The sequence below is a fragment of the Thermanaerosceptrum fracticalcis genome (genome assembly GCF_000746025.2).
GTDB lineage: Bacteria > Bacillota > Peptococcia > DRI-13 > DRI-13 > Thermanaerosceptrum > Thermanaerosceptrum fracticalcis.
Window position 1 is genome coordinate 1,539,047 of sequence record NZ_CP045798.1, and the last position, 23,871, is coordinate 1,562,917.

General features: G+C 45.9%; 22 protein-coding genes. 5 read left to right on the top strand and 17 right to left on the bottom strand.

The genetic code is table 11. The features are described 5' to 3' along the window. Positions 1 to 20: 20 nt before the first annotated feature. The 7 genes from BR63_RS08035 to BR63_RS08065 form a co-directional block, all read right to left on the bottom strand. Positions 21 to 1,244 carry an FAD-binding protein gene (locus tag BR63_RS08035; RefSeq protein WP_034426078.1) on the bottom strand — a complete coding sequence of 408 codons (1,224 nt, stop codon included), beginning with the start codon at positions 1,242 to 1,244 and terminating at the stop codon, positions 21 to 23. A 12-nt stretch (positions 1,245 to 1,256) separates the two neighbouring features. Continuing rightward, entirely contained in the window at positions 1,257 to 2,045 is a 789-nt protein-coding gene (locus BR63_RS08040; RefSeq protein ID WP_034426079.1) for an electron transfer flavoprotein subunit beta/FixA family protein, read from the bottom strand. Between the two features lie 13 nt (positions 2,046 to 2,058). Further along, entirely contained in the window at positions 2,059 to 3,198 is a 1,140-nt protein-coding gene (locus BR63_RS08045; RefSeq protein ID WP_034426080.1) for an acyl-CoA dehydrogenase, read from the bottom strand. 545 nt (positions 3,199 to 3,743) lie between these two features. Then, positions 3,744 to 5,468: a sigma 54-interacting transcriptional regulator gene (locus BR63_RS08050; RefSeq protein ID WP_187142858.1), complete on the bottom strand. Its 1,725-nt coding sequence runs from the start codon at positions 5,466 to 5,468 to the stop codon at positions 3,744 to 3,746. A 114-nt stretch (positions 5,469 to 5,582) separates the two neighbouring features. After that, positions 5,583 to 6,950 carry a sensor histidine kinase gene (locus tag BR63_RS08055; protein WP_034421931.1) on the bottom strand — a complete coding sequence of 456 codons (1,368 nt, stop codon included), beginning with the start codon at positions 6,948 to 6,950 and terminating at the stop codon, positions 5,583 to 5,585. Beyond that, complete coding sequence (locus BR63_RS08060; protein ID WP_034421933.1) at positions 6,947 to 7,639, bottom strand: response regulator transcription factor; 693 nt, start codon at positions 7,637 to 7,639, stop codon at positions 6,947 to 6,949. The genes BR63_RS08055 and BR63_RS08060 overlap by 4 nt, the downstream gene beginning before the upstream one ends. Positions 7,640 to 7,738: 99 nt before the next feature. Continuing rightward, positions 7,739 to 8,299, bottom strand: coding sequence for a hypothetical protein (locus BR63_RS08065; RefSeq protein ID WP_034421934.1), 561 nt, complete (start codon positions 8,297 to 8,299; stop codon positions 7,739 to 7,741). A 227-nt stretch (positions 8,300 to 8,526) separates the two neighbouring features. On the opposite strand from BR63_RS08065, the gene atoS reads away from it, so the two are divergent. From atoS to BR63_RS08090, 5 genes are all read left to right on the top strand, one after another. Then, positions 8,527 to 10,341, top strand: a complete 1,815-nt coding sequence (gene atoS, locus BR63_RS08070) for a two-component system sensor histidine kinase AtoS (protein ID WP_034421936.1) — start codon at positions 8,527 to 8,529, stop codon at positions 10,339 to 10,341. 13 nt (positions 10,342 to 10,354) lie between these two features. Then, positions 10,355 to 11,737, top strand: a complete 1,383-nt coding sequence (locus BR63_RS08075) for a sigma-54-dependent transcriptional regulator (RefSeq protein WP_034421938.1) — start codon at positions 10,355 to 10,357, stop codon at positions 11,735 to 11,737. Between the two features lie 207 nt (positions 11,738 to 11,944). Then, positions 11,945 to 13,261: a short-chain fatty acid transporter gene (locus BR63_RS08080; RefSeq protein ID WP_034421940.1), complete on the top strand. Its 1,317-nt coding sequence runs from the start codon at positions 11,945 to 11,947 to the stop codon at positions 13,259 to 13,261. A 66-nt stretch (positions 13,262 to 13,327) separates the two neighbouring features. Next, positions 13,328 to 13,975 (top strand): acetate CoA-transferase subunit alpha, encoded by a 648-nt coding sequence (gene atoD / locus BR63_RS08085; RefSeq protein ID WP_034421941.1) that lies wholly within the window; start codon positions 13,328 to 13,330, stop codon positions 13,973 to 13,975. Positions 13,976 to 13,990: 15 nt separating this feature from the next. Beyond that, positions 13,991 to 14,647: a CoA transferase subunit B gene (locus BR63_RS08090; RefSeq protein ID WP_034421942.1), complete on the top strand. Its 657-nt coding sequence runs from the start codon at positions 13,991 to 13,993 to the stop codon at positions 14,645 to 14,647. 54 nt (positions 14,648 to 14,701) lie between these two features. Here the strand turns inward: BR63_RS08090 and trpA are convergent, their stop codons facing one another. The 10 genes from trpA to BR63_RS08140 all read right to left on the bottom strand — a co-directional run bounded on the left by trpA (position 14,702) and on the right by BR63_RS08140 (position 23,840). Further along, positions 14,702 to 15,157 (bottom strand): tryptophan synthase subunit alpha, encoded by a 456-nt coding sequence (gene trpA, locus BR63_RS08095; protein WP_187142891.1) that lies wholly within the window; start codon positions 15,155 to 15,157, stop codon positions 14,702 to 14,704. Positions 15,158 to 15,165: 8 nt separating this feature from the next. Next, a complete protein-coding gene (locus BR63_RS19340; protein WP_207724779.1) occupies positions 15,166 to 15,438 on the bottom strand; it encodes a hypothetical protein in 273 nt (90 codons plus the stop codon). A gap of 197 nt (positions 15,439 to 15,635) precedes the next feature. Further along, a complete protein-coding gene (locus tag BR63_RS08105) occupies positions 15,636 to 16,451 on the bottom strand; it encodes a hypothetical protein (protein ID WP_034425720.1) in 816 nt (271 codons plus the stop codon). A 183-nt stretch (positions 16,452 to 16,634) separates the two neighbouring features. Next, positions 16,635 to 18,389: an NAD(P)H-dependent oxidoreductase gene (locus BR63_RS08110; RefSeq protein WP_051966264.1), complete on the bottom strand. Its 1,755-nt coding sequence runs from the start codon at positions 18,387 to 18,389 to the stop codon at positions 16,635 to 16,637. A gap of 65 nt (positions 18,390 to 18,454) precedes the next feature. Beyond that, on the bottom strand, positions 18,455 to 18,679 hold the full coding sequence (locus tag BR63_RS08115; RefSeq protein ID WP_034425723.1) for a hypothetical protein: 225 nt from the start codon (positions 18,677 to 18,679) through the stop codon (positions 18,455 to 18,457). 128 nt (positions 18,680 to 18,807) lie between these two features. Next, positions 18,808 to 19,536, bottom strand: a complete 729-nt coding sequence (locus BR63_RS08120) for a glycerophosphodiester phosphodiesterase (protein WP_034425725.1) — start codon at positions 19,534 to 19,536, stop codon at positions 18,808 to 18,810. A gap of 24 nt (positions 19,537 to 19,560) precedes the next feature. Next, positions 19,561 to 20,880, bottom strand: coding sequence for an ABC transporter substrate-binding protein (locus tag BR63_RS08125; protein WP_034425727.1), 1,320 nt, complete (start codon positions 20,878 to 20,880; stop codon positions 19,561 to 19,563). 45 nt (positions 20,881 to 20,925) lie between these two features. Next, on the bottom strand, positions 20,926 to 21,846 hold the full coding sequence (locus tag BR63_RS08130; protein ID WP_243270082.1) for a carbohydrate ABC transporter permease: 921 nt from the start codon (positions 21,844 to 21,846) through the stop codon (positions 20,926 to 20,928). A gap of 73 nt (positions 21,847 to 21,919) precedes the next feature. Then, positions 21,920 to 22,801, bottom strand: a complete 882-nt coding sequence (locus tag BR63_RS08135; protein ID WP_034425730.1) for a carbohydrate ABC transporter permease — start codon at positions 22,799 to 22,801, stop codon at positions 21,920 to 21,922. Then, a complete protein-coding gene (locus BR63_RS08140) occupies positions 22,773 to 23,840 on the bottom strand; it encodes an ABC transporter ATP-binding protein (RefSeq protein WP_034425733.1) in 1,068 nt (355 codons plus the stop codon). The genes BR63_RS08135 and BR63_RS08140 overlap by 29 nt, the downstream gene beginning before the upstream one ends. Positions 23,841 to 23,871 lie beyond the last annotated feature (31 nt).

Sequence of the window (23,871 nt, forward strand, 5' to 3'; positions counted from 1 at the left end):
GTAAGGTCCCTTTCATTATCTTACTTAGTGGTGCAGGTCAAATCCATCGACCCGTTCCCTGATTCTTTAAGGGCCTCAATGAGTAAAGGCACTACCTGGTACAAATCGCCTACAATACCGTAATCAGCCACTTTGAAAATGGGCGCATTGGGATTTTTATTGATAGCAATGATGATGTCCGAATGCTGCATTCCGGCCACGTGCTGAATAGCTCCGGAAATGCCGCAGGCAATATAAATCTTGGGATGAACGGTTTTGCCTGTCTGCCCCACTTGGTGGTTGGCGGGAATCCAGCCAGCATCAACAGCGGCACGGGAAGCGCCCACAACTCCACCCAGACTGGCTGCAACTTCTTCCAGCAGCTTAAAGCCTTCAGGTCCACCTACACCGCGACCACCGGCAACAATTACCTGTGCTTCTTCCAGGTTAACGATGCGGCTCGTTTCCCGGACAATTTCCCTAACAGCCGTCCGCACTTTTACTGCAGCGGCGTCATATGTTATTTCCACGATTTTACCGGTCCGGCAGTAGTCGGGTATCATTTTTTTCATTACCCCGGGGCGTACGGTGGCCATCTGGGGGCGGGTGTTGGGGCAGAGAATGGTAGCCATGATGTTGCCTCCAAAGGCGGGGCGGGTCTGCAGGAGGAGTCTCTGTTCGGGGTCGATTGCCAGTTCGGTGCAGTCTGCAGTGAGACCGGTATGAATTCTCCCGGCTATGCGGGGACCCAGGTCACGGCCTATGTTGGTAGCCCCGATTAATACAATCTCCGGCTTGTAGGCATTGATTGCTTTTTCCAGGGCGCCGCAGTAGGGCTCGGTACGATAGTTTTTGAGTTCAGGGTGGTCTATCAGATAGACAACATCTGCACCGTAAGCGAAGAGTTCCTGGGCCTTTTCTTCTACCTTGTCTCCGATGAGGACTGCGCCCAGTTCCACCCCCAGGGTGTCAGCCAGTTTGCGGCCTTCACCCAAAAGTTCAAAGGCAATATTCATGATACTGCCCTGGCGCTGTTCAGCAAAGACCCACACCCCTTTGTAATCCTCTAGGGAGAAGTTTTCATCTTTTACCTTCTCTGAACGAGAAATTGCTTCTACGGGGCAGGATTCCAGACAGGCCCCGCATTCGGTGCACTTGTCGTTCATTTTTGCCATGTTTCCGTCCATTTCAATGGCGCCAAAAGGACAAGAATCGACGCAGTTTCCACAACCTATACATTTTTCCTTATCAACCAATATGGCCATCTGCTTGCCTCCTTATAAAACATGCTTATCGTGTAATTCCTGGACCAAGGTTTGGACTGCCTCCTTGACTGTGCCTGAAAGCATTTTGCCAGACCCCTTCTGAGGTGGGCTGAAGGTCCTCTTCACCTGTGTCGGTGATCCTTTAAGCCCCACTTTTTCCGGTTCAATGCCCAGGCTGTCTATTCCCCAGACCTGGACTTGCTTGATGTTAAAGGCATCTACGATGCCGCTTACAGAAGGATAACGGGGAACGTTCAGTTCTTTTACCGCAGTCAGGAGAACGGGCAGTTTGGCCTCAATAACCTCGTAACCATCCTCCAGGGCTCTCTCCACAACCACTTTACCGGCATCCAGAGAAAGGATCTTCCTCACATAGGTTACCTGGGGAATGTCCAGGTGTTCCGCTATCTCGGGACCTACCTGGGCGGTGTCCCCGTCAATGGCCTGGCGCCCGCAGAAGATGAGATCAAAATCTCCTATTTTCTTGATGGCCTTAGCCAGGGTGAGGGAAGTAGCCCAGGTGTCCGCACCGGCAAAGGCCCGGTCGGATAGAAGAATGGCTTCATCGGCCCCCATGGCCAGGGCCTCCCGCAAAGCAAAATCGGCCTGGGGTGGGCCCATGGAGATGACAGTAACGGTGCCGCCCATTTTCTCCTTTAGTTTCAGGGCTTCTTCCAGAGCGTTTTTGTCGTCAGGGTTGATGATGCTGGGAACACCTTCCCGGATCAGAGTTCCCGTTTTGGGATCTATTTTAACTTCATTGGTGTTGGGTACTTGTTTGAGACAGACGATAATCTTCATTTCTCTTCCCCCCTTATTTCAAGGTAGCGCCTGCGATAACCATGCGCTGGACTTCCGATGTTCCCTCATAAATCTCGGTTATTTTAGCATCACGCATCAAGCGTTCCACCCTGTATTCCTTTATGAAACCGTAGCCTCCGTGGATTTGCACGGCTTTGTGACTAGCTCTCATAGCTGTTTCGGAAGCAAACAGCTTTGCCATTGCGGCCTCCTTGCTGTAAGGTTTATTATTTTCTTTTAGCCAGGCAGCCCTGTATACCAGGAAACGGGCTGCATCAATTTCCGTTGCCATGTCAGCAATCATCCATTGGATGGCCTGGTTGTTGGCAATGGGTTTGTTAAACTGGATACGTTCTTTAGAATATTTGACAGCTTCCTCCAAAGCAGCCTGGGCTATCCCCAGGGCCTGGGCCCCTATACCTATGCGTCCGCCGTCTAAAGTTGTCATGGCAATTTTAAAACCATCGCCTTCCTGTCCTAACAGATTTTCTTTGGGAATGCGGCAATCCTGGAAAATTAATTCAGTTTGTACCGAACCGCGAATACCCATCTTATTTTCTTTCTTACCGAAGGTGAAGCCAGGAGTTCCTTTTTCCACGATGAAAGAACTAATGCCTTTTAGGCCCTTGCCAGGGTCGGTTACCGCCTGGACAACATACACATCAGCTATGCCACCGTTTGTTATGAATATTTTTGAACCGTTAAGCACATACTCATCGCCGTCAAAAACCGCCCTGGTCTGCAGGCCAGAAGCATCGGTACCAGCATTGGGCTCGGTTAAACCAAATGCTCCTAATTTTTTACCCGAAGCCAGAGGAATCAAATATTTTTCTTTCTGCGCCTGATTGCCATACTTATAAATGGGCCAGCAGCATAAAGAAATGTGTACAGAAAGGGTAACCCCGTGTGATGCACAGGCTCGAGAAATCTCCTCCACGGCAAGGATATACGCCAGGTCACCAGCTGCTGCCCCACCATATTCCTTAGGATAGGGAATCCCCATAAAACCAAGTTCAGCCATTTTTTTCACTGTTTCAAAAGGAAATTCCATAGTCTCATCAATTTGCGCGGCGATTGGTACCAGCTCTTTCTCAGAAAATTCACGGTACATTGTCCTCAACATTTCGTGTTTCGGCGATAATGAGAATTCCATTTCATGACCTCCTTTAAATTGTTCTGAAAATTAAAAAAATGTTTTAATAACTTTGTGCGTTCTTGGTAAAACACCCCCTAAAGTTAATAAAAAAATTATATAGAGAGGGCTATTCTTAAGAAAGCTTTTAAGAATTTAACACCCCTCTGGCAAAATCTTTCGCAAATCCCCGGGATAGTAGTTTTAGCCATACCAATGGCTGGTGTATAATCCTTTTGTTAGTTACTCACGCACCGCTTTTTTTAGCATTTCCTGTTCTTCGGTAAATTGGAAAAATTGCATTGTTATCTCTCCTTTCAAAGTGAAAAAATTAACATATCTTCGATAGTTTTATATTGCAAGAACCGTGCCAATTAGAACGGCTTTCCCCTATCCCTTTCCCGACTCCGTCATTACATACAAAAAAGCCCGCTCCTCCTTGTCCTGTCTGTACTAAGGCATTCCCTTAATACCATAAACAGGAAAAACAAATAGCGGGTAATGTCCTGTGTATACTGTCAATAATTGTGACATGTTACAAAAATATACAGGACAGCTGTATTCTTTTACATCAGACCATACTTCTTAAGTTTTTGGTACAAGGAGGCTCTGGTTATGCCCAAAAGCTTGGCAGCTTTACTGCGGTTTCCCTGCACCTCTTTCAGGATGGTTTCAATGGTGTTTTTTTCTAATTCATCTTTGGCCTGCAGGAGAGAAAGGCTTACCCCCTCCTTAATAGGAGTCCTGGGTGACATTTCCGCCAGGTATAAGGGCAACGATTCTAAAGTAATACAATCACCTTCCGTTAAATTATAGGCTCTCTCAATGACGTTTTCCATTTGACGTACGTTACCGGGCCATTCATAGCTCAGCAGAGTCTCCATGACTTTGCTGTCAACTTTCCGGATCAGCCGGCCAAATTCCCGGTTGAATTTTTCAATAAAATAATTTACAAGAAAGGGGATGTCCTCCTTCCGCTCACGTAAAGGCGGAACTTCCAGGGTCATCACCTGCAGACGGTAGTATAAGTCCTCGCGGAACTCCCCTTTTTTTATTTTTTTGGGTAAATCCTGATTGGTAGCCGCAATGACCCGGGCATCAATGTGGCGGGTTTTGTTCTCGCCCAGGCGCTCCAGCTCTTTTTCCTGCAGAAAGCGCAAAAGCTTGGCCTGCATGGAAAAAGGCATATCCCCGATTTCATCGAGAAAAATAGTCCCCCTGTGGGCCAGTTCGAATTTACCTATTTTGCCACCCCGCTGGGCACCGGTAAAAGCCCCTTCGGCATAGCCAAATAACTCTGACTCCAGGATGTTTTCGGGTATGGCGGCACAATTGATGCGTACAAAGGGATGATGGCTGCGGTTACTGAGATTGTGGATGGCATGGGCTACTAATTCTTTTCCCGTACCGCTTTCTCCCAGGATAAGTACGGTGGATGAAGACCGGGCAGCGCGGGCGATAAGGTCCTTTAGCTTTCTTATATGAGGACTATTACCTACAATATTTTCTATGGTATAACGCCCGCCCTGGGTCCGTCGCAGCTCTTCTTTGTAATATGCCAGTTCATCCTGCAAAGATTTTAGATGTTTAAAGAGATTTTCCATATCCCGTAAATCTTTGAACCATATTTTTCCAACTCCCGCTACCACCTGGTCGTTAATTTTTATGGGGAGGCGCTGGACTACGGCATTATGCTTGCCAATACGCTGCAACTGCCCGATCTCAGCTATACCTGTTTTTATTACCTCATGCATCCGTGTGTTTTCTATAATCTCCGTGACATGACGGCCAATAGCATCCTCCGGCTTAATCCCCAAAAAATCGGCGTAAGCCCCGTTGAACATGATGATTTTCCCATCCCTGTCCACAATGACGATACCCTCGTAAGCATTCTCCAAGACGGCCTCCAGGATTTTTTTGTAGGCCGTAACTTCCTGAAGTTCAGTCTCGACTTTTTTGACTTTTGTTATATCCTCAAAAACAGCCACACCTCCGATAATCTCCTCCCCGTTTTTCAAAGGAAAATAATCGGCGAAAAAGATGCGGCCGTTTAGCTTATACAGATTCCTCGTCCTGGCTTGCCCCGAAGTCATAACAGTGCGAATTTGACACCTGGGCACCACTTCTTGAATATCCTTGCCCAGGACCTCCTCTTCACAAAGATTTAGTATTTCTGAAAAGACTTTATTCAGGACAATGATCTTCCCATCCTTATTAACTGCCAGGATGCCGTGGGGAATGGTATCACTTAAGGCGCGTAAAAAGTTCCGGGAAATATCCTTATTGTTCATGTGTATACCCCTTTAAGGTTTTATTGAATCCCTATTAATCCTATATTAACTTTTGCTTACCCCAGATTCAATATAAATAATCCCACCAAAACCTGATGGGATTATTTTAAAAACCTATCCTGTTGTAAGGGGTAACCTGATGGTAAATTCCGTCCCTTTGCCTGCATGACTTTCCACACCAATGGTGCCACCGTGGGCTTCCACAAATCCCTTGGCTATAGCCAGTCCTAACCCCGTCCCCCCGCTCATGCGGTTTCTGGACTTGTCTCCCCGGTAGAAACGATCAAAAATATAGGGGAGGTCTTCAGACTCAATGCCAGGGCCGTTGTCAGAGACTTTGATCAAGAGCTGGTTTTCTTCCCTTTTTAAATCCACAAAAATCCTACCGCCTCGCGGAACATAACGGAGGGCATTACTGAGGAGATTGATGAGTACCTGCCGTATTCTACCTTTGTCCAAGTAAACAAAAGGCAGGTTATTTTCCGCCCGTAAACTCATCTCCACATCTTTTTCCTTTGCCTCTGCCTCAAACAGGGCGAGGGTCTCCTGGGCGAATTTGACCGTATTTACCTCCTGTTTAGAAAGGGGCAGCTGTTTTGCTTCTGCCAAACTCAACTGCTGCAAGTCATCGACCAGGCCACGCAGGCGTAAAACCTCGTCATGCAAAGAGGTGATGTTTTCCGGTGTAATCTCTTCAATACCTTCCTGCATGGATTCTAAATGCCCACTCAAAATGGTCAGGGGGGTTCTTAACTCATGAGCCACATCAGCTACCAGTTCCCGCCGCAGTTTTTCCTGGCGTGACAGGTTTTCCGCCATGTTATTGAAGGCGGCAAAAACCTCACCAAAATCGGGATTCCCTTTAACTTCCAGGCGATGGGTGAGATTGCCCTGGGAAAATTCCCGGGCCGCCCTGACCAAATTCTGTAGCGGTGCTAAGAGAGCCCTGGATAAACCAAGCCCTAAAAGAACCGCAATGAAGATAGACAAGGCTGTTCCCCAGACAATAGAACGAAGTACCGAAGTGGTAAACTGACTCTCCAGGTTCCTGCTCCCCCACAATTGAATATCCAGAGGCAAAAGATAAGCAATGGCCTCCCCCTTACTTTTTACGGGGTATTTTACTTTCTCATTTTCCAGGGAAACCCTTTCCCCTATTTCCCGCGCAAGAGGGTGCCAGAGGACACGTCCGGCGGTGTCGCTAAGATAAAAAGATACTCCTCCCATGCCCCGCATCATGGGACCCCGGCCCATACCTCCCCGGGGCATTCCCAGGATTATTTCCACCCCCTGAAAACTGCCGCTTTCCCCGTAATATTCTCCTAACTGTTCAGCAAGGCGCAGGGCTTGGGCTTCCTGTGCCTGTCCCACATAACGGTTAAACTGGGTGGTAGTATTATGAAGGGCCAGGCCTCCGCTTATTATCCCTGTAAGAAGGACCATACCTACTACCAGGAGAATCAACCGTGTGGACCATCTCATACCTTTTCACCAAACTTATAACCAATACCATATACCGTTTGGATATAGTAAGGTTCGGCAGGATTGGGTTCAATCTTTTTACGTAAATTGCTCACATGAGTGTCAATAACTCTCTCATAACCCAGGTAGCTTTCGTCCAGGGCCATATTTAAGAGCTGCAGCCGGGAGTAGGGCCTCCCCGGGTGCCTGGCCAAAATGTATAAAATGTTGTATTCCGTTGGCGTAAGGGGAATTAGTTCTCCCTTCACCTTAACTTCCCGTTTCACAGGGTCTATCTGCAAATCCCCCCGTATCATTACCTGTTCCTCTTGTTTTTCGCTATACTGCGTGGTACGCCGCAGCACCGCCCTTAAACGTGCCGATAATTCTTTGAGACTAAAAGGTTTGGTTATATAGTCATCAGCTCCCAGTTCCAGACCCAGGAGTTTATCAATTTCTTCTGTCTTGGCCGTCAACATGATAATGGGAACTGTAGAATTCTTCCTGATTTCCTTGCAGACATCCAGTCCATTCATACCGGGAAGCATTAAATCAAGGATCACAGCATGAGGCTGAGCCTGCCCGAAAAGGCGCAGGGCTTCATTACCTTCCTGAGCTGTAGTCACTGTGAATCCCTCATTTTTGAGAAAATTTTCTATCATGGAAAGAATTTTAGGCTCATCATCAACAACCAGTACGTGATACTCCATTTTCCCACCTCCGGAAAGTCAGTTGATAGTTGATAGTTGGTAGTTGGTAGTACAAAGAAGGTTCCCGCAAAGCGGGAACCTTGCTATTTATACTTTAGCTTACAATCTTGCACCCGTAAACCCCTGGGGAGCAGTTCCAGTGGATCCTCCCCAGCAGCCGCCGCAGCCACCAAATCCTCTTCTGCCCCCAAAACCTTGGCCCGGCACAAATTTGTTCTCTAACATCACCTGTACACGTTCAGACATGAATTTTTGCATATCCTGGGCTTGTTCACTGGTAATCCTCTTGTCTTTAACCAGTTGATCTAAGTACTCTTGATGTTTGGCCAGAAGTTTAGTTTTCACTTCCTCCACGGACATACCTTTTTCCTTGGCAATATCCCCATAGGATTTTCCTTCTGCCAGTTTAGTTCTTAAGGTAGCCCAGTCCATTCCTAAAATGTCGGCAATCTGGCCTGGCATAAAACCAGCGCCCCTCATACCAGGTCCTCCCTGCATACCTCCGCGGCCCATACCCGGAGTCCACCCATTACCAGTGTTCTGACGCCAGCCGGGAAACCAGGTATTATCTGCGGCTTTAGCTTTCATCGGGGGCAGAAAGGTTACCGTGAGGAAAAGTACCAGCAAAACAGCCAGAGCCCCGTAAATAAATTTTCTCATTTTAGGTCACCTCCTTTTGTTCTTACTCTTATTTTAGCCCCTAACTCATTAAGAAAGGTTCTGCCACTTCTTAAGAAATTGTCAAGATTTTAAAATTTGCTTGGGAAGCAGGAATTTACCGAGGACTCCCGAATAACTAAGTGTGCAAATTAGTTCACACCTTATTTTCCTCGCCCCCCGATTTCCGAAAATTCATTAATTTAGTAATTACTGAAGGTGATATTACCATGTATCGAAAAACATCGTTACGGGTTCGCCTGATTATCATCCTGCTCTTAACCGTAACTGTGCCTATCATCGTTACGGGCTACTTTATGATGAACAGAGCGAAAACAGCTTTACTCAACGAAAAACAAGCTAAACTCTTCGGTTATGCCCGCCTGCTGGATATTTATCTGGAAGGCACCTATGACGATATCCTGGCCAAAGAAGGGGCCCTTACCGCTGATCGAGCCACCAAAATAAATATCCTTAACCAGGCCCTCCAGTCTTATACAGATCAGGTGGCTGCCGCTCACCCCGGATTGGGTATTGGTTATTATTCTAAAGATTTAGACGCCATCCTAACCTATGGTCCCAGTACAGAGTTTGGCTATACCGTGGGCCAGTCTATCTTTCCCGGCCACCAGGGCTATACCGTCATGGCTACGGGAAAAGAAATGGTCCAGTTAGGGAAACTGGTGCGGGGTCCTATTATGAACTGCATGGTTCCTATTATTCGTAACGGGAAAATTATCGGATATATCTGGGCCAATGAGTTATTAGAGGACATAGAAGGACAAATCGCCGGTATGGAGAGTAAAGTCTACGATACCATTATTATTGGGTTATTCTGCGCCTTGATCACGGCCTATTTTATGACCGGGAATATCGCCCGGGACGTAGAAGTCATCAAAAACGGGCTTAAGATCCTTCACAAAAATATGTCCCATCGCCTTCCTCCCTTACGGGGGGAAATGGGGGAAATAGCGGGTGCTATCAATGAAATGGCTGACGCCATGACCAATATGAAGCATCACACAGAAAACATCGTAGCCAGTACACCCAACGGCCTCTTTACCTTAAATGAGCAGGGCCACATTACCATTTACAACCTGCCCTGTGAACGGATTACCGGTATCCCTGCCAAAGACGCCATAGATAACCATTATCGTCACGTATTTCAGCCCTGGTCGGAGATAATGAAAATCCTCGACCAATCCTTCGAGGGTGAATTATATCAAAACAAAGAATTGACTATAAGCGTAAATAAACAACAAGTCCCTATCCTTTTCACTACGACACCCCTTCTAAACAATAAGAATGAACAGATGGGGATTTTGGTCATCATGCGTGATCTTACCGATACCAAAAAATTAGAAGAACAAGTACGCCGTGCTGACCGCCTGGCCGTCGTCGGAGAACTGGCAGCCGGTGTAGCCCATGAAGTCCGCAACCCCCTGACCGCCATTACCGGTTATCTCCAGCTTTTGGCCGTAGATTATCCCGAAGACGATCCCCGCCAGGAATTTACCCGTATTATCAGCAAAGAAATAGACCGCTTAAATCACCTGATTGACCAGCTTCTCTATTTTTCACGTCCCTTGCCTCCTCAGTTTACGCTGGTGGATATTCATAAGATAATACAAGAAACACTGCTTCTAATCAATAACCTGGCGATACGGAAAAAAGTCACTATTCATACGGCTTTCGCCTCCAACCTGCCTTTGGTAAAAGTTGACCCTGTCCAGATCAAACAGGTATTACTCAATATCATTCTCAATGGCATTCAAGCCATAGAAAGTACGGGGACCCTGACCCTGTGCACCGGTTTTGATTCCTCCAGCCAGCATATTTGTATAGAAATTATCGATACAGGCACAGGCATCCCGCCGGAAAATATTCCCCGCCTTTTTGACCCTTTTTACACCACGAAAGAAAAAGGAACGGGTTTGGGCCTGGCTGTGGCCGATAAAATCATGGAAGTCCACCAGGGGTATATAGAAGTTACCAGCGAGTTAGGCACTGGCACTTGTTTTGCCCTTTACTTACCAGTCAAATAGGAGGTTAAGAAACATGACTAGTACCACTTATAATATTTTAGTTGCGGACGATGAACCCAGCGTCCAGTCCCTGCTGGAAAACATCCTGTTAAAAGAAGGTTATAACGTAATCCTTGCCGGCAATGGACAGGAGGCCGTGAACCGCTTTCGTCAATATTCCCCGGAACTGATTCTCCTAGATGTCCGTATGCCAGTTATGGATGGCCTGGAGGCTTTTAAAATCATTCGCCAGGAAAACCAGGAAGTTCTGATTATCATGATAACAGCTTACGGTACCATTGAAACAGCAGTCCAGGCCATGAAAATGGGGGCCTTTGATTATCTTGTAAAACCTTTTAACCTGGAAGAACTTAAGGTTGTCATCAAAAAAGCCCTGGAAATGTACAGTATGAGTTCCGAGCTACGAACCCTGCGCCGGGAATTCGCCGATAAATACAATCTGCAAAACATAGTCTTTAAAAGCAAAGCCATGCAGGAAGTGCTAAACCTGGCTGACATTGTGAGTAAGAGCGATGCCACGGTCCTTTTGCGGGGTGAAAGCGGTACAGGAAAAGACCTGTTGGCCCGTTACATTCATTCCCGCAGTGCCAGGGCCCAGGGCCCCTTTATCAAGATCCACTGCGGCGCCTTGCCCGAAACCCTGGTAGAGAGTGAACTTTTTGGCTATGAAAGAGGCGCCTTTACCGGTGCCACCACACGGAAGCCGGGAAAATTTGAACTGGCCCGGGGTGGAACCCTCTTTCTCGATGAAATTGGTGAAATCAGCCCCAGTATCCAGGTAAAACTTTTACATGCCCTGCAATATAAGGAATTTGAACGCCTGGGTGGCACGGAAACCTTAAAAACAGACGCCCGGCTCATCGCCGCCACCAATAAAAACCTGGAAGAAGCCATGTCGAAAAAAGAGTTCAGGGAGGACCTTTTTTACCGCCTCAACGTTATTCCGATCTATCTTCCGCCCTTACGGGAACGCAAGGAAGACCTGCCTCATCTTGTGGACTATTTCGTCGGGCATTTTTGCCAAAAACTAAAGCGCCCCCCTTTAACAGTGAGCCAGGAAACCATCACCCTTTTAACGGCTTACGACTGGCCGGGGAATATCAGGGAACTGGAAAACACTATAGAAAGGGCCGTTATATTAAGCACAGGTCCCCAAATCACCCCTCAGGTCCTGCCGCGCAGCATCAACAAATATAAAGACAGCCAGGCTCAATTTTTTATTACGCCCACTGAACGCCCTCTTAGAGATGTCATGGCCGATATTGAGAAACAGATTATTAAAAAAGTCCTTCAAGAAACAGGGGGAAACCGTTCCAAAGCTGCCGAGAAACTGGGGATCAGCCGGCGAGCCCTCCATTACAAACTGGTAGAATACGGTTTCCAAAGCGAAGAATAATGCAAAGTTTTTCTCGCAGTGTGCAAAACCATGCACACTTTTTTATTGCTATGCTGTAGTTTCCTTGTTTTCCTTGGGTTCCAGCCGGTTACATCATTGGCATGATTTTTGCAATAATACCTTTTAAAGAGTCTGCTGCTTGTCCGAGGGCTGAAGGAGGTGACGGGGTAATCTCGGAAGCAAAAACTCAAAAAAGGAGGAGCCATCATGAAGAATCTTACCAAATTTTTCGTTAACATTGCCCAGAAATATTTACCTGATGCCTATCTTTTTGCCGTCTTACTTACTTTCATTGCTTATGTTTTGGCATTGGGACTTACCGGAAAAGGTCCTATGGAAATTCTGAAAGCCTGGGGCGATGGGTTATGGGGAATCCTGGCTTTTGCCATGCAGATGACCTTGATCCTGGTTACCGGGCATGCCATGGCCGCCAGCCCCGCAGTGCACAGTATCCTCAAATCATTAGCTGGCACTGCGAAAACCCCTGTACAGGGTGTTATGCTGGCAGCTTTTGTCACTGGTCTCGCCAGTTTCCTCAACTGGGGTTTTGGCCTGGTCGTTGGTGCCCTCTTGGCCAGAGAAATTGCTAAGAATGTCCGGGGCATCGACTATGGCATGCTGGTTGCTTCCGCCTACTCGGGTTTTGTGATCTGGCATGGCGGCATTTCCGGTTCTATCCCTTTGGCTTTGGCTACCAAAGGCCACCTGGTAGAAAAGCAAATCGGCATTGTTCCCGTAAGCCAAACGATTTTTGCCCCCTACAACCTGATTATAACTTTTGCCATTATCTTTACTGTTCCTATTCTTTTTAAATTCATTGCCCAGAGTAAAGACGATGTGATCGAGATCAACCCCGCCCTCTTGGCCGAGGAGCCTGCTCCTACCGTGGAAGCTAATCCTACACCTGCAACTAAACTGGAGAACAGCAAAATCGTCACCTGGATCTTATGCCTCATGGGCTTTATCTATCTCTTTAACCATTTTGCCACGAAAGGCTTTGACCTGAACCTGAATATTGTAATTATGATCTTCCTCTTCGTCGGTCTTTTGCTCCACGGTACACCTATCAGTTATGTACGGGCCGTCAACCAGGCCATAAAGGGTGCCGGCGGTATTGCCCTGCAGTTCCCCCTCTACGGCGGTATCCAGGGTATCATGGTAGGGACAGGTTTAGCCGGTATTATTGCCAAGTGGTTTATCTCCATTTCCACCGTAAAGACCTTCCCCTTGTTAACGTTCCTGGCCGGCGGTGTCATTAACTTCTTCGTTCCTTCCGGCGGCGGCCAGTGGGTAGTTCAAGGTCCCATCAATATCCCGGCGGCTTTAGAAATAGGCGTTGATCCCACTGTGGTAGCCATGAGCATTGCTTACGGCGACCAGTGGACCAACATGATCCAACCCTTCTGGGCTCTACCTCTCCTGGGTATTGCCGGTTTGGGCATCCGTGACATCATGGGTTACTGTGTGATGACACTCCTCTGGAGCGGTCTCGTTATTGCTCTCGGATTATTGCTGTTAGTATAATATTTTTAGTATAATATGAAAAAAACGGCTTAAATACCAGAAACTTGTCAAAGGAAGTGTTTTAAGATGAATAAACTAACCACCAGACAGGAGGCTATTGCGAAATTTGCCGACGGCCAGACCATTATGATCGGGGGCTTTCTGGGTACGGGGACACCGGAGAGTCTAGTAGACGGTCTTGTCGAACTTAATGTGAAAAACCTCACTGTGATTGCAAATGATACAGCTTTTGTCGGAAAAGGTATTGGAAAGCTGGTGGTCAATAAACAAGCCAAAAAAGTTATTGTTTCTCACATCGGCACGAACCCTGAAACGGGAAGGCAAATGAACGCCGGAGAACTGGAAGTAGACCTGGTTCCCCAGGGCACCCTGGCCGAAAGAATTCGTTCTGCCGGTGCTGGTTTAGGCGGCATACTTACGCCCACAGGCATCGGAACCATTGTGGAAAAGGGCAAAGAAAAAATAACAGTGAACGGTAAGACCTATCTCTTAGAAACACCTCTTCGTGCCGATATCGCCCTCATTAAAGCGGCCAAGGCCGACACTTACGGCAACCTGGTCTATAACCGGTCCGCCCGCAACTTTAACCCCTTAATGGCTATGGCTGCCGACCTGGTCATCGTGGAAGCGGAAGAAATTGTGGATGTTGGCAGTCTGGATCCTGACGAAATCATGACTCCCGGCATCTTTGTTGATATGGTTATTAAGGGTTAAAGGAGTGATCGAACAATGGCAAATCCGCGGGAAATAATTGCTAAAAGAATTGCCCGTTTTTTCAAAGTCGGTGATGTTGTAAATTTAGGTATTGGCCTGCCTACGGCTGTAGCCAATTATATACCTGAAGGAGTCAATATCTTTCTCCATTCGGAGAATGGCTTTATCGGTCTTGGCCCTACACCCCCAGAAGGTCAAGAACAAAAAGACGTCGTTAACGCCGGAGGTCAGCCCGTAACCATTGTGCCAGGAGGAGCCTGTTTTGACAGCGCTATGTCCTTCGCCATTATCCGCGGCGGCCATCTGGCTGCCACTGTCTTAGGGGCCCTGGAAGTGGATGAAAAAGGAAACCTGGCTAACTGGATGATCCCCGGTAAAATGGTACCCGGCATGGGCGGTGCCATGGACCTGGTAGCCGGTGCCCGTAAAGTCATTATTGCTATGGAACATACCACGAAGGAAGGAGCCCCCAAAATCCTCAAAGAATGTACTTTGCCCCTCACTGCCAGAGGTGAGGTAGATTACATTGTGACAGAATTAGGTTTAATGGAAGTAACCGAAGAAGGAATCGTCCTCAGGGAATTGGCTCCTGGAGTTACTGTGGAAGAAATTCAAGCCAAAACCCAGGCTACATTAATTATTCCCGACACAGTTCAGACAATGGAGTTTTAATAAAAAATTGGCAGGGAAATCTAACCCCTGCCGATTATATTTTCATAACAGTATTTAGTTCATGGCAAAATGAGTATTTTCCACAGCTTTTTTTAGACTTGCGAAATAAGCACAAACTTTATTAATTACCCTCTCAGGTTCATCCTTAACCAGAGGTAGATTTTCTTCAATCCGTTCAATCAGGGAACTGCCTACAATCACGCCATCGGCTATTGCGGCAGCCTTACCTGCCGTTTCGGGGCTTTTTATACCAAAACCCACTGCCAGAGGCAGATCAGTGTGAGAGCGTATTTGAGCCAAAAAAGCTTCTAAACCTGAAGCAATATTTTCTCTGCTGCCTGTTACTCCCGTCACCGAAACACAATAAATAAAACCGCGAGCCAGAGCCGCTATTTTTTCCATGCGTTCGGCAGTACTGGTAGGAGCTGCTAAAAAAATCAAGTCTATTTCAGCCGGATCCGTAATTTGCTTCAGAATCCTGGCTTCTTCCGGGGGAAGGTCAGGTACAATGAGACCATCTACTTCTTACCTTTGTTTGCTTTCACTCTTTCCCAGGCCAGTTTTAGGTTTGTGGGATGATAAACCTTGTCAATGAGTGAGTGAACTTTCTTGACTGTACCGTTTTTGGCAGAGGAATATTTCCAACTTTTCTTTAGAATCTTCATGGATTTCTTGATTTTACTTTCCGTATTCAAGTTGAAAGTTTCGGACGCGTTAACGGAAATACTTTCTTTAAGCTCTTTAACCTGCCAACGTCGTATTTCTCGTAAGGTCACCTGCATCTTACTCATACTTCGTTTCAGTCTTGTTTTCTCAGTCTTTCTGCCCACCATAAAGTTTTTTGGGTACAATAGTGAGAAAAACCGAGGCTACGCCTCGGTCCTTTTATCGTACATGCGTTATTTTGTGCTCGTACCTATGGATCCCCTTGTAGTACATTAATATATCGTATCCCAGGATGAAACCCTTACCCTCCACACGAGTAAAATCACGTTGCCTGATTTTTCATATGCCTTAATAAAATCATGAAAGAAATTAGACAGGCGATACTAAGAAAAATCCATAACGGTACCAGTGCTGCGGTTCCCTCAATACCAGCATTAGCCTGCAATAAAGAACCGGCAGTTAAAACCAGTGTATAAATAAAACCCTTGACATTGAACATCACTGCCAATACATATCCCCAAGGGCGGCGCTTCCACAACCAGATCGCTCCCAACACAAGACCCGACACTACAAGTGATAAATCCAGAGTAGCCACCAGTTTGAAACCATCCATATCTAAGCCACTCTGCGGAAGCTGTCCCGTTACAACAAAATTTAGCCATTGACCGATCCACGCTATCCCTAGTAAAATAGCCCATAACATCATGTAACTACTAACCCATTTGACAGGCGTCCTCGCCTGGAATTTCTGGCTGATTGAGTTGACATCAATGTTCGCCAGTCCAAAGATAAGTGCAAAAATCGACAACGTGAACAATGCAACATAAATCAAGAAAAATAGGTTTAAAGCAGCACCGAAAAGGTAAAAGGCGTAATTGTATAGCGTGTAATCTAGCATCCCTAGCCAGACCAGTTGTGCTCGCTGCGAACCGCGTATCGACATAATCAACGTTATAATCAACAGCGGGAAAGCGACAAAGAGTGTGACCAAGTCATTTCCATACCATCCTATCAGAATAAAGGTGGAGTTGTCCCGGTACAAATTGCCGATGAAAAGCCCACCTGCGGATGCAACCAAAGTTAAGACTGCGATAAAGATCGACAGAACATAAGCAGGTTTTAGTTTAGTATCCAACATTTTCTCCTCCCTCTATCTACAAGCATATTGTCTTGCGCACTCCGCAAAACATACTCATAACCCCCTCGGACTCACAAGCGACATTCAGCCTGGGTAGCAACAAATTAAAGAGAGACCAGTTTAAGCTGTTTCAGGTTTCTTGCACATAATACATCGGAGCCAATCTGAAATATGCAACGATTTTTATCTATGCTTGTTCCCACCAGCTGCGATATATGCCGGGTACCAGTCGGGGAACCAGGCGGTGAATACGCCGGCCAGGAGCAGAGGTAGGTACCGCAAAACCATCCAGAGAATTTTGTATTCCGGTATGAGATTCATCATCAATACCATTACAGCCATGAAGAGGTAGGCCTCGCCCCATACCGCTGTGATGATGGCATTGGTCCGCAAAAACATGGGATTATCAGCGAGACTGGCCGGATAGTTCCACCTGGAATATTCTGCGGTAAGTGGTACTTCTTTGGCCAACGAGGCCAGCCATGTGGCACCCAGGACCAGGTTTCCGCTAAAATCTCCCGCTGCAGGTGACAGCGGGTAACCGGCTAGAGCAAAAACGCCGGCAACCAGGAAGTAAACGGCCGATATGCTATCCATCCAGGTGGGGCTGTTATAATATTTCCTGTAGCCCCATATGAGCAATGAACCAAGGGCAGGCACACCCCATTTTACAGCAGGATTCAATTCCATACCTGTGGCGATCCAGTTGAAAATCCATGGCAGGAAGGCTACCGTGAGCCACATCATGCCCGGTATGGGAAGCGGCCCCGCCGGGCATGCTGGTGCTTCGTCTTTGGAATCGGTACCTGAAAATAAATCCTTCATCTTAAGCATTATGCCAAAATCTCCTGTCACTTTATAAAGCCCCTGCATTAAGGCTCCGGCTCCGTCCAGTTTCCCCCGGGCTATGCTAAGCCACACATCCGCCGGCGACGTGATCACCGTTGTGGCATTTTCCGCTTTTCCCTCATGGACCGAACAACGGCCTTCTTGAATAACCATATAAAATTCCCCACCGCCTTCCCCGGTGAGGTTTATCTGCAGCACAGCCTTCATATCTCCGGCGGCCCTGGGGTTAAAGACCATCACCATACCCATGACGGCTTCTCGGCAGTCGCGGGGAAGCATATTAGGCTTAGAAATTTGTTCTATTCGTTTTTCGCCAGCCTCATTCTTTCCGGAATCCCCAGTAAAATGCTCTTCTGATGTAAAATCGGATTTATTTCCCTCCACCCCCTCCGGAGTAATCTTGCTGTCCCAGAAAGCATTGGCCATATTGAGGAATGATTCCAGGGGCACCAATTCCTTTGCTAAAATACTTTCAGTCTCGGAAGATAAGTGACCCATTTCTACTATCTCTCTCCCGGCCCTGCGCAGTGCATCATAGTACCACTTAAAACCATCACCGCCAAACCGCAGCATTTCCCCGCCAGAACACAGGATGCTGGCCAAGAGGCTGCCCGGCCGATCCTTAGTTAGCTGACACATGTGCTCTTCCAGGGCTTTAAAATGGACTCTGTCCGGGAAACCGCAGTTGGCGATCAATACCATATCCATCCTATGTTCTTCCCGTCCCGGATGGGAAAAATGGTCGCCTTTCTTGATTATGTGAGGGTCAGCTAGGGGCAGTGTGCGCTCCAACAGGCGCTTCAATCGGGCTGTCATGCCAAAATGATATAGGGGAGTAGCCAGCACTAAAATATCGGCCTTTTTGATTTGTTCCAGCACTCCCTTCATGTCATCCTGTAAGATGCAGCGGCCCGGGGTCTTTGTCCAGCACATAAAACAGCCCTGGCAATCACGGATGTCCAAATCCACCACATATATGACATCCGTGGTGGCTCCTGCATCCCGGGCACCTGCTAAAAAAGGCTGTAGCATCCTGTCAGTATTGCTATCCCTTCCTCGGGGGCTGCCGTTTATGGCCAGGATATACATTTTATTACCTCCCTGGTTCAAAATTTATGTTCTACAAGCAAAGCATTTATTTAATTCACTTAATTCTATAAAAATTTCTTCGACCCCTGTTGTTTATCCTTCCTTTCTCGTTTTGCTACTCCAACGAAAGATATCCCTATTCCATCAGTAAAGTCAATATTGATAAATTCCCAGCCCTGCTCACCCAACTGGTTGAGATAGGCCTCAAGAACTCCCCTGCTTTTTCTCTTCAGAAACCTCTCCCTAGGGACTTCGTTAGAATCTACTGGTTTATACTTCCATTTTAGCACGACATATCTCCCACCGCCTAGGGCGGTTTTTCTTTTTGTCATAACAACAAAAGAGGAGGCACGAGGAAAAGCCACAGCTACCTCAAGCTGTGACTTTTCTCCGTAAGCAACTTCCCTCTAAGCTCCCATTACAATGATGACATGTGTTTTATGGCAAGCCCTGGATAATCAGAGGCAATATAGAATGTTCCTTTAAACTGTTTGATATAGTCATACTGCCACTCATGATTCAGTGTCCATAAAATAATCTCAATATTGTGAGCCGTTAATTCATCGACCAATTGTTGCGTGATATTACCAAAATAGATGGACGCAAAATTACTTCGAGTGTACTTCATTTGCTCCAGCAACAGTGTTACGTTATCGTGGAAAATTAGCCCTGTGCAAAGTTCAGAATCCTTTTCCTTAATGTTTTTCATCAAGGAATGGTCAAATGATTCGATCATGATCCTGTCTTTCGGATAATGTTTAATCGCTTCTAATAACTTATCGGCAATTTCTGGGTAAAGATTGGCAGTTGTTTTAATTTCTACCACCAGGCGCTTTTCCCCATCAACTAGCTCTAGTAGGTCTTTAAACAAAGGGATCTTTTCGTCCTTAAATTCTGCAGAAAACCAGCCGCCAAAATCAAATTGCAATAGTTCTTCATACGTGTAGTTTCTTACTAAACCTGTACTGTTAGACGTTCTGTCGATAGTAAAGTCGTGAATTACGACAATTTCCCCATCTTTAGACAACTGGATATCACACTCGATAGCATCTACAGTAGGATCATTAACCGCCATCCGGAAAGAAGCCATAGTGTTTTCCGGGGCAACACCACACCATCCACGGTGTGCTAGCACATAGTTTTGCATCTGAATTTACCCGCCTTTATCTCCTTAATTGTTTTTATTTAGCAAATCCTGTACTTGTTTGGCTGCATTCTTTACCGCTTGTTCAGGGGTAATAGAAGTATCAAGCATAGCCCTTTTCAGTTCATCCTGAATTTTAACCGTCATTTCGCGGTAGCCTTTAATCATCGGCCTAGCTTGAGCATATTGCAACTGTTCCAAAGCAGTTTTGTATTGAGGGTATTTGTCGTACAGTGCCTTGATCTTTTCAGATTCAACCGCTTCTTTGGTAACCGGCATATAACCAGACCACTCGCTGAAAAAGGCCGCATTTTCTTTGTTGGTGAGCCATTTGATAAATTCTACTGCAGCTTTCTTTTCAGCTTCAGAGGACTTTTGCAATACAGCCAGATTGGCCCCACCTGTAGGCACACCGAATTGTTTCCCTGCCGGCAAGAACGCGGTACCTAATTCGAACTTCCCTTCGGTAGACTTGATTAAACCGCCTAAGCTGGCTGTAGAAACCTGAATCATGGCCACTTTCTGATTGACAAAATCGTTAGTGGCAACATCCCATGCATTATAGTCCTGCCCCGGAGGGGCTTTCATGGTTCCTTCCTTGACCATTTCCTGCCATAGCCTTACGATGCCATAACCTGCTTCACTATCAAAGGCTACATGTTTTTCATCATCCGAAAAAATCTTGCCACCTTGTTGGAATACCCCGGCTTCATAGAACCAAATATCAATCGGCGTTTCAAAGCCATAGACTCCTTGATCCTTGTTCGTTAATTTTCTGGCATACTCCTTTAATTCATCCCAGTTTTTAGGACCGGCAGGATCTAAACCGGCGTTTTTCAGCATGGTTTTATTAACATAGAGAATCGGTGTACTTCTATTAAAGGGCACGGCTACAAACTTGTTATTGACATAAGAATTTTTCAGTAGACCTTCATGAAACTTGCTTATCTCATCTTGGGAAAAGTATTGACCAAGGTCAGCCAAGGCGCCAGAATAACCAAATTGTCCTACCTGAGCAATTTCCAGCATCACAACATTGGGCTGATTCCCGGATACGAGGGCTGCCTGCAGTTTTGTCGCATTTGCATAGTAGTCACCCTGGTGCGTAGCTTTGACGACAATATTGGGATGAGAAGCATTAAAGTCCTTAACTAACTTCTCAACACCCTCGCCGTTACGTCCGCCGATGGCATACCAGAAATCAATGGTTACAGGACCGTTATTTGAGGATTGACTTTGTGAAGAGTTGTTGACATTTAAGGCTCCAGCACCGCAACCTGCTAATAACAATGTACTGGCGATAACCATCAAGAGAATTCCAGCAATGATTTTCTTAGAGTATTTCATTGTTTATCTTCCTTTCTGTTCAATAATTTCCTTGATTAGGGAGGACTATTTGATACCGCTGTAGGTAAAGGCAGATTTTATATACTTGTTGGCTAGAGAGTAGATAAAAAGGATCGGGGCTACCAAGATCATATTTCCTGCCATAATAACATGCCATGATTTAATGCTTTCCGTATCTTTCAGATTGACAATTCCCACAGGCAGAGTCCGGATCGCATCCGAATTTGTCATGGTCAAAACCCAGAAGTAATCATTCCAGTGGGCGATGAAAGAAAAGAGCGCAAATGTGAGAATGGCCGGTTTTGCCATAGGCAGCATGATTCGGAAAATAATTTTAAACTCTGAAGCTTTATCCAGTTTTGCGGCTTCAATGATTTCATCGGGGATTTGCTTAAAATTCTGTGTCAAAAGAAAGATACCGAACGAAGAAGAAGCAAACGGAAGAATCAGAGCCGCAGGAGTATTAATCAACCCCACCTTACTAAACAGCAAGTAGATCGGCAAAAAAGTCACCTGGGTGGGAATCATCAATCCCAACAAAATCATCCCGAATAGGAGTTTGGAACCTTTGAAGCTTTTCTTGGCAAAGGCATAGGCTGCCGGAATGATGACTGCAAATTGCAAAATCAAAATTGCGACGGCAATATAAATACTGTTAAAGAGATAAGTTGGAAAAGGCCCTGACCGCCATGCTTCCATATAGTTTTGGGACATCCACTGTTGAGGCAGTAACGTTGGAGGAAACAACATGGTTTCCGGCAGTGTCTTAAAAGACGTGGTAAACATCCAGAAAAACGGGAAGATAAAGATTAAGGATAAAGCAACCAAAAAAATAGTTTCAAGTAATTTGCCTAGTGATAATTTCCTGGCTAATATGGCTAATGCTCGGGACACCAGAGTATTAGCATTGGACAGAGGTATCCTTTGGGAAAAAGACTTTTCCATAGGGGTTGATATATCTCGCATGTGTTCACTCCTCTTTATAGTTTTTTATACCAGGTAGCAAGCTCCCTGTCCGCTCTCACCCCCCTACCTAAGCTTATTGATAATGAATCTTACTTGCCAGCAACTTAAAGTTGGCAAAGGTGGCAAGCGCTACAATGATGAACAGGAGCACGGAACCGGTTGCTGCTTCTCCGATACGGTAAAATTCAAAGCCCGTCTGGTAAATCCAGTGTACAAGGACATTGGTAGAATTAACCGGTCCTCCCTGAGTCATGACCCTAACTGAATCGAAAACCTGAAAAGACGATGTAATGTTTACAATGAGCAAGAAAAACAGTGTTGGCGAAAGAAGGGGAATGGTTATCTTAAAAAAGGTTGTAACCCTGTTAGCTTTGTCAAGTTTCGCTGATTCATAAATATAGGAAGGAATGCTTTGCAAACCAGCGATCAAAATCAAAACATTGTAACCTATAACTTTCCATATCCCGACAATAATCACAGAAAGCAAGGCGGTATCAGGATTATCAATCCATTGTAATCCGGGTATCCCCAACCAGCCCAAGATGTAATTTAAAAGTCCGTATTCCGGGTCCATAATCCACATCCACAGCATGGCGACCGAAACCAAAGAAATAATATGGGGAGTAAAAATCGATGTTTGCACAAAGTTATGAAGTTTCGTACGCTTATTCAGCCACACAGCCAAAACCAATGCAATGCTGATGGATACCGTCACCATAACTAACATGTAAGTGGCACTGTTAATGAGAACTTGCTGGAATTCCGGCGAGGTGAGTAATCGTTTGTAATTATCCAACCCCACAAACGTTTTATCCGGGCTAATCAAATCCCAGGACAGCGTACTCAAGTACATAACATAAACAACTGGATAGATCGTGAATACAAGGCATCCGATGACAGCAGGAAGTACATACAAATAAGCGGTATCAATTTTTTTCGTTCTGGAGATTGCCATTGTGCATCACCACTTCTTGATAAAGTCCCTCTATCTCTTTCTGGCTATAAATTCGGTTTTCTTCCCGGTCAAAGAAATATAAATTTGTTTTCTCAACATAGAGCTTGACCGTATCGTCAGGCTGGTAGGTTTCATTATTGGTTTTAAGCATGATTTTACCTAAGGTTGTGTCGATACAGTACAAAACCTCTGAGCCCAAAATTTCCCGGGTCAGCACCATTCCATTGAACTCAATGCCTTCTAATTCACTCGTTGCTTGGAAAACCACCTTTCTAGGCCTGAATCCGAAATAATTCCCACTTTTGAGCTTTATCACATTCATCCCCGGATCACCAATAAATTGTGCAACAAAAATACTTTGGGGATTGCTATATATTTCCCTGGGAGACCCGACTTGCAACACTTTCCCTTCGTTCATAATGACAATTTTGTCTCCCATGGTCATGGCCTCTATCTGGTCATGGGTTACATAAATAAAGGTGGATTTTAACTTGTGATGCAGTTGAATCAGCTCGGTGCGCATCTGGTTTCTCAATTTGGCATCCAGATTGGATAAAGGTTCATCCATTAGAAATACCCTGGGTTTCTTAGAAATGGCCCGTGCCAGAGCCACACGCTGCCTTTGTCCTCCCGACAACTTAGACGGTTTAACGCTCTCATACCCATCAAGCCCTACAAGTTGAATCACATCTTTTACAATTTGCTGACGCTCCTCTTTAGGAACTTTGGCATTTTTTAATCCAAATTCGATATTTTCACGGACTGTCATATGGGGATATATGGCATAGTTTTGAAACACCATAGCAATACCCCTGTCGCCTGGTTCTTTGAACGTAACATCCTCATCCCCGATAAAAATATTTCCCTTAGTTACCTCTTCCAGACCGGCCACCATCCGTAAAGCGGTTGTTTTTCCGCAACCCGAAGGTCCTACCAGAACAGTGAAAGAACCATCCTCTATCTCCAAGTTAAGATTTTCAATAACTGTCTTTTTGTTATCATAAATTTTCGTAACATCTTTGAATTGTATTTTGGACATCACCGTTACCTCCATGAATTGCGTTCTTGAA